Origin of the sequence: Dorea sp. D27, assembly GCF_001185345.1 — a bacterium.
Lineage (GTDB): Bacteria > Bacillota > Clostridia > Lachnospirales > Lachnospiraceae > Extibacter.
This window is the reverse complement of sequence record NZ_KQ236745.1, coordinates 226,786-237,949: the sequence shown is the minus strand read 5'-3', so window position 1 is coordinate 237,949 and position 11,164 is coordinate 226,786. Positions and strand designations below refer to the sequence as shown.

The 11,164-nt window shown below is 49.1% G+C and carries 9 protein-coding genes; all 9 read right to left on the bottom strand.

The window, feature by feature from the left end; genetic code table 11:
• Positions 1 to 12: 12 nt before the first annotated feature.
• Entirely contained in the window at positions 13 to 276 is a 264-nt protein-coding gene (locus tag HMPREF0980_RS12340; protein ID WP_049729397.1) for an HPr family phosphocarrier protein, read from the bottom strand.
• Positions 277 to 285: 9 nt separating this feature from the next.
• Positions 286 to 1,548 carry a CdaR family protein gene (locus HMPREF0980_RS12335; RefSeq protein ID WP_049729396.1) on the bottom strand — a complete coding sequence of 421 codons (1,263 nt, stop codon included), beginning with the start codon at positions 1,546 to 1,548 and terminating at the stop codon, positions 286 to 288.
• Positions 1,526 to 2,416 (bottom strand): diadenylate cyclase CdaA, encoded by an 891-nt coding sequence (gene cdaA / locus HMPREF0980_RS12330; RefSeq protein ID WP_049729395.1) that lies wholly within the window; start codon positions 2,414 to 2,416, stop codon positions 1,526 to 1,528. The genes HMPREF0980_RS12335 and cdaA overlap by 23 nt, the downstream gene beginning before the upstream one ends.
• Positions 2,417 to 2,457: 41 nt before the next feature.
• Entirely contained in the window at positions 2,458 to 3,618 is a 1,161-nt protein-coding gene (locus HMPREF0980_RS12325; RefSeq protein WP_049729394.1) for a hypothetical protein, read from the bottom strand.
• A complete protein-coding gene (locus HMPREF0980_RS12320; RefSeq protein WP_049729393.1) occupies positions 3,619 to 4,014 on the bottom strand; it encodes a hypothetical protein in 396 nt (131 codons plus the stop codon).
• Between the two features lie 57 nt (positions 4,015 to 4,071).
• Positions 4,072 to 4,779: a ComF family protein gene (locus HMPREF0980_RS12315; RefSeq protein WP_049729392.1), complete on the bottom strand. Its 708-nt coding sequence runs from the start codon at positions 4,777 to 4,779 to the stop codon at positions 4,072 to 4,074.
• Positions 4,776 to 6,986, bottom strand: a complete 2,211-nt coding sequence (gene recD2 / locus HMPREF0980_RS12310; RefSeq protein WP_049729391.1) for an SF1B family DNA helicase RecD2 — start codon at positions 6,984 to 6,986, stop codon at positions 4,776 to 4,778. The genes HMPREF0980_RS12315 and recD2 overlap by 4 nt, the downstream gene beginning before the upstream one ends.
• Positions 6,986 to 7,975, bottom strand: a complete 990-nt coding sequence (locus HMPREF0980_RS12305; RefSeq protein ID WP_049729390.1) for a rod shape-determining protein — start codon at positions 7,973 to 7,975, stop codon at positions 6,986 to 6,988. Before HMPREF0980_RS12305 ends, recD2 begins: the two co-directional genes overlap by 1 nt.
• 269 nt (positions 7,976 to 8,244) lie before the next feature.
• Positions 8,245 to 11,127, bottom strand: a complete 2,883-nt coding sequence (gene uvrA, locus HMPREF0980_RS12300) for an excinuclease ABC subunit UvrA (RefSeq protein WP_330375909.1) — start codon at positions 11,125 to 11,127, stop codon at positions 8,245 to 8,247.
• Positions 11,128 to 11,164 lie beyond the last annotated feature (37 nt).

The following is an 11,164-nucleotide window of genomic DNA, read 5'->3' as shown; positions in this document are numbered from 1 at the left end:
TACCACCCCGAATTAATCCTCAAGCCCGCGTTCGACGATTGCCGTCATAGCTTTGAGCGCTTCCTCTTCCCCTTCTCCATCGCATATAAGCTCAATCTCATCCCCCTCTTTGACACATGCCCCGAGGATGCTCAGGATGCTCTTTGCATTTGCCGTCGTGTTTCTTATCTGGAACATCACTCTGCATTCATACTTTAGAGCCTCGTTGCAGAATATTCCTGCCGGCCTCAGATGCAGTCCTGTTGGGTTGGTAATCTTTACCTTCTGACTAACCATAATATCCTCCTATTCCTTATCCTCCAGTACAACTTTCACCTTGATACTCTGCTCAAGCGAACAGCTGGCCGGATATTGTATATTGACTGGTACCTCATATGTTCCTGCTTCTTTATAGGTCTTCAGGTCTATGCTCGCAGTGACATCCACACCTGCTTCCAGCTCATCCAGGATTTCTCTCGGTCCGCGTATCTGTATCTCTATATTCTCAGCCATTCCGTATGTCAGCTTCAGATTTTCCGGCAGATTGTTGACTGTTATGGAACCGAGCGGCAGCTCAAAAGATTTTGTCCCGTTCTTTTCCACGCTGATGGATACGACCACCGTACCTGAATTTTCGTCCGCCAGGTTAATATCTTTCGGAAGATATGGGGTGATGTCGACTATCTTTTCTGTCTTTTCTTTTATATCAGACACCTCCAGCGCATCCGCCGGAATCTGGATGCTTGTAATCTCTTCCAGCGCGTCCGCCTCCCCTGATATCTGTATTTCCTGCGGTTCATAAGTAATCTCAGAGTATGAGTAGCCGTCTGCTGCAGATATCCTCGACGTGTCGAACTCCAGCCCGACCTTCTTCGTGTGCAGCAGCTGTATGCTGACTCCCACTCCCTTGCTGCCCAGGTTATTCGTAAGCAGCGACTGGTCTATCTCGTTGTTGTCTTCATCATACAGCGTCAGCTGAGACTTCAGCACCGCGTCTGATGACATACCCGATACGTCTACTTCCGCCGCCACTCTGCTTATTTTACTGATGACAGATTCCGGCCCTCTTATAAATACGGACTCGGGATCTGACGCTATCTCTCCGAGCACGTAGCCGTCTCTTACAGTGCCGGTCGTCATCGGGGTAATCGGGAATTTCTTGCCCTGTTCCTTCTCAAGCTTTACCTGCAGATTTCTCGGCGTGGCATAGGCGCTGCTGTAGCGGCCCTCGTATCCATTTACCGTAATATCTATAGGAATCTGGGTCTTTAATGTCAATTCCTTCATATCAGCTGTAGCTAGGATATCCTCCGCTTTTATCTCATTCAGCAGCTTCCTCTTTCCAACCACGGTGACGCTCACCGTCTGGGTTCCGTCTACAATCTGATAGGTCTGCGGATTCTTAGGATCCGCCGTCAGTACTTCCTCATTGGTCACGGTTACCGGTATATTGGAAAATGTCTTGTCAATAACCGGATTGTCGATATTAACCACTATGAGCCACAATAGCAGTGCCGCAAAGAAGGCTAATATCTTAAGACCAATATTATTCATCAGTCTTCTCTTCATGGCTGTGCCTTCCTTTCCACATTGCTATTAATTTGTTCGTATCTGTCTTTTTGTTCTGGATAGCGGTAAGCTTATCCTTCAGCTCCTCGCGGCTGATATTCCGATACAGCTGTCCCCCGGACGCCACGGATACTGCCCCGGTTTCCTCGGAAACCGCTATCACCAGCGCGTCGCTGACCTCGCTCATCCCCACTGCCGCCCGGTGCCTTGTTCCCAGGTCTTTGCTGAGACCCATATTGTCGGATAGCGGCAGATAGCATGTGGCGGAGACGATCCGGTCTCCCCGGACGATGATAGCCCCGTCATGCAGAGGCGTATTATGTTCAAATATATTAATGAGCACCTGCCTGGACACGATACAGTCCAGACGGATGCCGGTACTTTCATATTCTGTCAGGCGGATGGCCTGCTCAACAACTATCAACGCTCCTGTTTTGACGGCACCCATGCTGAAAGCCGCATCAATCATGCTGTCCATCGTCTCTTCGCTGAACCTTACTCTCTCCCGGTTCGTCTCGAAAGGTACGACGGATGTAAGAAATTTCCGCTCTCCCAGCTTCTCAAGCGCCCGGCGCAGCTCTGGCTGGAATACGACGATAGCTGCCGTTGCCATAACCGTAACCGAATTTCTTGCCACAAACAGAATCGTGTGCATCTTAAATATAGCTGCAACAAGAATAAAAACAGCAAGCACGATGATTCCTTTCAGAAGCATCCACGCTTTCGTATTCTTAATCCATATCATTATCTGATAAATCAGAAACGTCAGAATCATTACTTCGATGATATCCGTCAGATGTATCTCAGGAAAATAAACGTCTACGATACTCAGATAGCGTTCCATCATCTGTGTAATCCGCTGTTCCATCTTGTCACCTCCTTCTTAATTATCAATACTTCCCCACCGTATTATTCTTTATCCAGATTCAAATCTTTTTTCATGCTCTGTGTCAGCAGAATCTGTTCTGTATTGCCTATCACTCGGCTCTTAGCAGAAGGCCCTTTCCTTGGAGCAGGTTTTTTCCCGCCTGCCACCTGCGCTTTTCTGGATGAATCTTTGCCGGAAGGCGCCTTTTTGGGCACGGCTCCACCGGAACGTCTTGCCTTTCTTCTCACTTCTTCCGTATCTATGATCTCTGTCTCCTGACGCTCATTGATGCGCTTTACCGTCTTTTCCGGCGTAGCGACAGATATCTTCGGAATCGCTTTCACGAAATAATAGTATTCGTCATCCTCATACTGCAGGTTCTCACTTCTGGCATAATCTACCGAAAAGAAGAAAAATTCCAGTACGAGTCCGATTATGACCGCAGCGATGCTTCCCACTATCAGAGTTCCATATGAAGTATGTACTCCAAGAGCGATATCTCCTGCCGCTATGACGACTACGTCCGCCACGGCTCCTGCCACGACAGCAATCTTCCAGGCATGATCCATGGACTGTCTGCGCAGCGTATATACGACAAAGAAACAGATGATAAATGCTACAATCACTATCCACATCTCTTTGCTCTGAAATACCTGTTTGGCATATGCGCTGATCTGTGTCATGAGTCCCTTGCCCCCACTGCCCTCTATGACAGCCGCAGTACTCTTTACATATTTGAGCATATAATATACGACCGTACCGCACGCGACCGCCACGAGTGATACCGGGGCGCTTACCAGGCCGAAAGCTACCGGGATTACATATGGAATCTTAAAGGCGAACGCAATCGGCGTGAGCAGTACGATCAGCGTCATCTTAGGCGTCAGGCGGAAATAGAAGATATACATGACGAGAAATACGATCGCTGTCACTGCAAGCGTTGCAAGAGAAACGGAAAAGGTATGTGCCAGTATAAGTACCGTTGCGGCAATGACTATCATGACCATAGGGAGAAACGTACATATGACCGCCAGCGCGACCGTTGCGGCCGGTGACGCTGCCATCTTCATAAATCCTATGTTATGATTGATCAGATAAAATGTTACAAGTGCAAGCACGAACTGGATTGCCTTATCTATAATCTTAGAATTCCTGGCATACAGTTCCTGCAGCCGTCCCCGAAGTACGAATAAACTTTCCATTTACTTATTCTCCTTTTCATACATCTTAAGCAGTCTCGTCAGATTATGATTATACTTCTTAACACGCTGTCTTGCTTTCTTATGCTTTAAATTATAAACATGGCTCGTTATGACCGCATATACGATGACCAGTACGATATAGCCTATAATCACGGCCACGCCAAGCGTAAGTATCAGACCGTTGGACATCTTGGCCATCAGGCTTTCCATGCCGGCCAGAAATACAAGTGCGAGCGCGCACACATAACCGACCGTAACCCATATGACGGAGCAGATTGTATGCATCCCTGCATAATCTTTTCTATAATATTCACTTATCTTAAAATCCTGCTTCCCCTGCGTCTGTTCATAGAAGGCAAGCTGAGTCATTAGTTTTACTCTCCGCTCATCTAACATAATCCACCTCAAATTCCTGTCACATATAATTAAACATCATTTTTAGTATAACAAATATCAGTATCCTTGTCCAATACTTATAGTCAAAAAATAGACATTTTGGACGCCGGACTTTTTCAGTATTTCGGCAGCCGCATCTATCGTATTTCCGGTCGTATAGATATCATCGACGAGGAGAACGGACGGCACTGGTACGAATCTGTCCGTGACCGCGAATACTCCCTGCATATTCTGCTTCCTCTCTCTGTTACCAAGCATCTTCTGCGGACTGGAGCTGCGTATCCTGGCCAGCCCTTTGCTGTCCACGCGTATATCCAGCAGCTTCCCGAGACAGTCAGCCAGCACTTCTGCCTGGTTGTACCCTCTCTTGCGTCTTCTGCCTGGATGTAACGGAATGGGAACAATTAGATACGGATTACATGCTCTTATAAATATACCGCAGTGTTCTGCTATTTTATTGGCATAGTAGCTTCCATAATTTCTCTGATTCTGGTATTTAAACCGATAGATTGAATTGCTGACAGGTGGTTTATGCAGCCATATGCTTCTCCCCCTGTCATAATGATGATATGTATGCGAACAGTCACGGCAATATTCCTCTTCTGTCCGCCGGACAGGTTTGCCGCACTGCATGCATCTTGGTTCTCTCACTTCCAGCCGCTTCACTATAGTGAGGCAGGCCGGGCAGGCGCCGCCCCTCCGCACCTTTCCGCAGAAAGGGCAGGTGTCCGGCCATAATAGCGACAGAGCTTTAACATCTCTCATTTTAATTCCTGGATTCGTTCCGCAAGACTCGTATTCCGGTTCTGCTCATTCGTGTTCTGAATCATTTCCTTGAATACCGTGTCACTCCCCACGAGCGTTACACACTGTCTCGCCCTTGTCACCGCCGTATACAGGAGGTTCCTGTGATACAGCTGTCTCGGTCCCTGCAGAAGCGGTATCACTACTGCCGGGTACTCGCTCCCTTGAGACTTGTGTATAGTAATAGCATATGCAAGTTCCAGCTCGTCTAATAAGCTATATGGATACTTAACCACTCTGTGTTCATCGTATTCTACCGATATCGTTTCTTCATATGTATTGATATCCTTAATGATACCCATGTCACCGTTGAATATCCCAAGCCCTTTATCTATTGTCATTCCATATTTTGTGGACACTTCCCATTCAAGCTGGTAATTGTTCTTAATCTGCATCACCTTGTCTCCGGTGCGGAATATCCGGTCTCCGTATTCCTTTTCCTTTTTGGACTCTGACGGGGGATTTAAGTATTCCTGTAGAATCCGGTTCAGACGTTCCACTCCAAGCAGACCTTTCCGCATCGGAGTGAGCACCTGGATATCATAAGGTTCTGCAGCTACATATTTCGGCAGCTTCTTCTGTATGAGCTGTATGAGAACGCTGATGATTACATTAGCATCCTGCCTTTTCAAAAAGAAGAAATCCCGGCTCTTGTTGTCGAGCACGACCTCTTCCCCCCTGTTGATCTTATGTGCATTGACTACGATGTCGCTTTCACCCGCCTGGCGGAAGATTTTCGTGAGCATTACGACTGGAAAGCACTGTGCGTCGATGATATCCTTCAGTACGCTTCCCGGCCCTACAGATGGCAGCTGGTTTCTGTCTCCCACGAGCACAAGACGGGTCCCCGGGCTGACAGCATCCAGCAGTGCCGCCATGAGCGGCAGATCCACCATGGACATCTCGTCAATAATGACCACGTCCGCTTCCAGAGGATTCTCCGCATTCCGCAAGAAACCTGTCCTTCCTTCTTCTTCCGGGTTCCCGTTCACCTCCAGAAGACGATGTATCGTCTGCGCCTCATATCCTGTGGCCTCTGTCATACGCTTGGCCGCCCTCCCTGTCGGTGCGGCCAGGAAGATGTCCATTCCTTCACTTTCAAAGAAATGTATCATCGCGTTGATGGTCGTGGTCTTACCGGTTCCTGGTCCGCCGGTCAGCACGGTGATACCGTGTCCGGCTGCTTCCATGACCGCATTCCGCTGCATATCATCGAGCGGAAGCCGCGTATTCTCTTCAATGGCATGAAGCCTGTGCCTTAAGGCGCTCTCTGCCATATCAAAGGCAATATTCAGGTCATGCAGCATTTTCGCAACGTTCAGCTCCATATAATAGTAGTGCGACGCATATACGCGCACGCCATCCACGGCATCCTTCATGACAATCTTCTTCTCCATAGCCAGATTCATGAGATACTTCTCTACATGCTGTATCTCTACGCCGAGCAACCGCCCCGAGCGGTACAGAAGGACTTCCTGGAGCAGATAGATATGCCCTTCATTGATACTCTGGAGAAGGGTATAGAAAATACCGCTGCGTATGCGGTAGTCGGAGTCTGTATGAATTCCAACCTTAGCCGCAATCTCATCAGCGGTTTTAAAGCCCACCCCGGATACATGGTCCGCAATCTGGTATGGGTTCTCTTCTATTACCCTGTATACGTTCTGTCCGTAATGCTGGTATATCTTTGCGGCCAGGGCTGTGGATATCCCATACTTCTGAAGGAATATCATAGCCTGGCGCATGTCCTTCTTTTCCTCCACCTGAAGCGCAATTTCCCTTGCCTTGCGCTCGCTGATCCCTTTGACTTCAGCAAGCCGTTCCGGCTCTTCTTCTATGATGCGGAACGTATCTTCCTTGAACCGTCTCACAATACGTCCAGCCAGCGACGCTCCAAGCCCCTTTACTGCGCCCGACCCGAGATAACGCTCTATCGATACGAGGTCTTCCGGCTCGCACGCTTCCGATGATTCTACAGCAAACTGCATGCCGTACAGCTTATGCGTCGTGTAATCGCCGCTGAGGTTCAAAAGCTCCCCTTCCTCGATAAATAGGAAGTTGCCGACGCACGTCAGTTCCCCGTCATCATTGTTCAGGTTAAATACCGTGTAGCCGTTGTCTTCGTTCCGGTACACGATGTGTTCTACATATCCTTTTATCGTTTCCATCAAATATCTTTTCGCCCACTCATAAATTCGACAAACTGGCCTGTCCCGATTGCGACCACCTTCATCGGATCTTCCGCTGTCATCGTGTTGATTCCTGTCTTCTCCTCGATAAGCTCTTCCAGGCCGCGCAGCATGGCTCCGCCCCCTGTCAGTACGATGCCCCGGTCCAGAATGTCGGCAGACAGTTCAGGCGGAGTCCGCTCCAGGACGCCTATGACTGCTTCCACAATCTGTCCCGTAGTCTCCCTGAGCGCCTCTTCTGTCTCAGAAGAAGTAACCGTTACCGTCTTCGGAAGCCCGGTGACCAGATTCCTCCCTCTGACTTCTATCGCCTCGTCCTCAATCAAAGGGTAGGTCGTTCCAATCTTAATCTTTATATCCTCAGCCGTGCGCTCTCCAATCAACAGATTATGCTTCTTGCGCATATACCGGACGATCGCTTCGTCGAAGTCATCCCCCGCTATCTTAATAGAAGTGTTCACTACCGTCCCGCCAAGAGAAATCACAGCAATATCAGCAGTTCCGCCGCCGATATCCACAATCATGTTCCCACACGGCTTGGATATATCGATACCCGCACCGATTGCCGCTGCTACCGGTTCTTCTATAAGGTTTACTTCCCTTGCGCCTGCCGCGTAGGTTGCTTCTTCTACCGCTTTCTTCTCTACTTCCGTCACGCCGCTCGGCACGCAGATGCTGATACGCGGCTTTTTGAACGTACGTTTTCCCATCGCCTTCTGGACAAAATACTTAATCATCTTCTCTGTCACCGTGTAATCAGAGATAACGCCCTGTCTGAGCGGCCTGATAGCCACTATATTGCCCGGTGTCCTGCCGAGCATCAGCCGCGCCTCTTCTCCTATCGCCTTAATCGCGTTCGTATCCCTGTCAAATGCAACGACAGATGGTTCCTTCAGTATTACGCCCTTGCCCTTCACATATACGAGGATACTGGCAGTCCCTAAATCGATTCCAATATCTACTGACATTCTTCTTCCCCTTTCATTATGCTATCTATATGATTATCATTTGTTTATCATCCACAGCACGTAACTGGATAATCCTGGATACGTGCATGTATCATTATAATCAAATTTTCAAAAAATGGAAACCCCCTTTTTCCTTAATTATTTGTGAATCAATGTGTAAATCCAGGAACTGCAGGCGTTTTTCTAATAATATGCAACTATCGGGAGAAATTTATTCATCCATTGTCAGTAAATCAGCAGGAGAAGCGGGCTGCTGCGCCCTAACTTAATCAATCGGCATTTTTCTTGTGAAGCATCGCGTCGATATATTTCCCTGTATATGAGACTGGATTTGCCGCAATCTCCTCCGGCGTGCCTTCGGCGATTACCGTCCCTCCCTTGTCTCCGCCTTCAGGTCCGATATCAATGATATAGTCCGCTGTCTTAATCACATCCAGATTATGTTCGATTACGATGACCGTATTGCCGTCAGATGCGAGACGTCTCAGAATCTCCGTCAGCTTATGCACGTCTGCAAAATGGAGACCTGTCGTCGGCTCATCCAGGATATATACCGTCTTGCCCGTGCTTCGCTTGCTGAGTTCCGTCGCAAGCTTGATACGCTGCGCCTCTCCGCCGGACAGCTGCGTAGACGGCTGGCCGAGGCGGATATAAGAGAGTCCGACGTCATATAGCGTTTCCATCTTTCTGCGTATGCTAGGTACGTTCTCAAAGAATTCCAGTGCTTCTTCCACTGTCATGTCCAGCACGTCGTATATGCTCTTACCTTTATACTTCACATCCAATGTCTCTCTGTTATAGCGTTTACCTCCGCACACTTCGCAGGGAACATATACATCCGGAAGAAAATGCATCTCAATCTTGATGATACCGTCACCGCTGCACGCTTCGCAGCGGCCTCCTTTTACATTAAAGCTGAACCTTCCTTTTTTATAACCTTTGGCCTTTGCATCCGGAGTGGCTGCAAATAAATCCCGTATCAGGTCAAACACTCCTGTGTAAGTGGCAGGGTTCGAGCGGGGCGTCCTGCCTATCGGTGACTGGTCGATATCTATTACTTTGTCAAGCTGGTCTATGCCTTCGATATCTTTGTGCCTTCCGGGAATGGTCCTGGCACGGTTCAAATCCCTCGCCAGCCGCTTATACAGAATCTCATTGATGAGAGAGCTCTTTCCGGAACCGGACACCCCGGTCACGCATGTCATGATTCCAAGCGGAATCTTAACATCAATATTCTTCAGGTTATTCTCCCTGGCGCCTTTGATTTTCAGCCATCCTGAAGGCTTGGATCTTCTGTCCGGGACAGGAATTGCCAGTCTGCCGCTCAGATAGGCACCGGTGATGGAATCTTCCTTCTTCATAATCTCTTCAGCCGTTCCCTGGGCCACGACAGCACCGCCGTGTTCCCCGGCGCCCGGTCCGATATCCACGATATTGTCTGCCTCACGCATCGTGTCCTCATCATGCTCGACCACGATGACAGAATTTCCAAGATCTCTCAGATGCTTCAGCGTATGCAGCAGCTTGTCATTATCCCTCTGGTGAAGTCCAATGCTCGGTTCATCGAGTATATAAGCCACGCCGACAAGGCCGGAACCAATCTGGGTCGCCAGACGGATCCGCTGAGCTTCCCCGCCTGACAGGGATCCTGTCGCTCTGGACAAGGTCAGGTAATCCAGCCCTACATCCATGAGGAATTTGATTCTCGCTTTTATCTCTTTTAGTATCTGTCCGCCGATAAGTATCTGCTGATGATTCAGTTTCAGCCTGTCTAAAAATTTCTGAAGCCTTCCTATAGAAAGGGCGGTCACTTCCGCGATGTTCCTGCCCCCTATCGTAACAGCGAGCGCACCTGGCTTCAGGCGCTGTCCGCCGCACTCATGGCACGGGGTGATGCGCATGAAAGTCTCGTATTCCGCCTTGGATGATTCGGAACCCGTCTCCCTGTAGCGGCGCTCCACATTCTTAATCAGCCCCTCAAAGGCCACATCGTATACACCTTCGCCCCGCTGTCCTTTGTAATGCACCTTGACCTCTTTTCCACCGGTGCCGTATATAAGGACGTCATGTACTCTCTTCGGATATTTTTTAAAGGGCGTTTCCAACGAGAATTTGTATGCATCTGCCAAAGCATCAAGTATTGCTCTCGTGAAGCTTCCTCTGTCCGTGCACGACTGCCATCCCATAACCGCAATCGCTCCTTCCGCTATGCTCAGATTCTTGTCCGGAATCATCAGGTCCTCGTCAAACTCCATCTTATATCCAAGTCCGAGGCATTCCGGGCAGGCTCCGAAAGGATTGTTGAACGAGAAGCTTCGGGGCTCGATTTCATCAATGCTGATACCGCAGTCCGGACAGGAGAAGCTCTGGCTGAAGTTCATCGGCTCCCCACCGATTACGTCCACGACGAGAAGCCCCTCCGCAAGCGCAAGTACACTCTCCACAGAGTCTGTCAGCCGCTTCTCGATACCATCCTTAACAACAAGACGGTCTACAATAATCTCTATATTATGTTTGATATTCTTATCCAGGATGATATCTTCCGACAGTTCATACAGGCTGCCGTCAATACGCACGCGGACATAGCCGCTTCTTTTCGCCCGCTCCAGAAGCTTCTCATGTCTGCCTTTTCTCCCTCTGACAACCGGAGCCAGAAGCTGGATCTTCGTACCGGAAGGAAGTTCCAGAATCTGGTCTACCATCTGGTCTACCGTCTGCTTCCTGATTTCCTTCCCGCACTGCGGACAGTGGGGCGTCCCTACCCGCGCGTACAGCAGCCTGAAATAATCATAGATCTCCGTCACCGTGCCGACCGTAGATCTCGGATTGCGGTTCGTAGACTTCTGGTCTATAGAAATCGCCGGAGAAAGACCCTCGATGCTCTCTACATCCGGCTTCTCCATCTGTCCAAGGAACTGCCTCGCATAAGAAGACAGAGACTCCATATACCGCCTCTGCCCTTCCGCATATATCGTGTCAAACGCCAGCGAAGATTTCCCCGAACCACTAAGGCCAGTCAGGACAACGAGCTCGTTCCTGGGGATATCCAAATCGATATTTTTCAAGTTGTGCTCATTGGCACCTCGTATCTTGATATATTGTTTCTCATCTGATTTGTTCTGCATCATACATTCCTTTCCATCAATTTCCATAGGGGTCTGACCCCTTTATACTACAGGGGTCTGACCC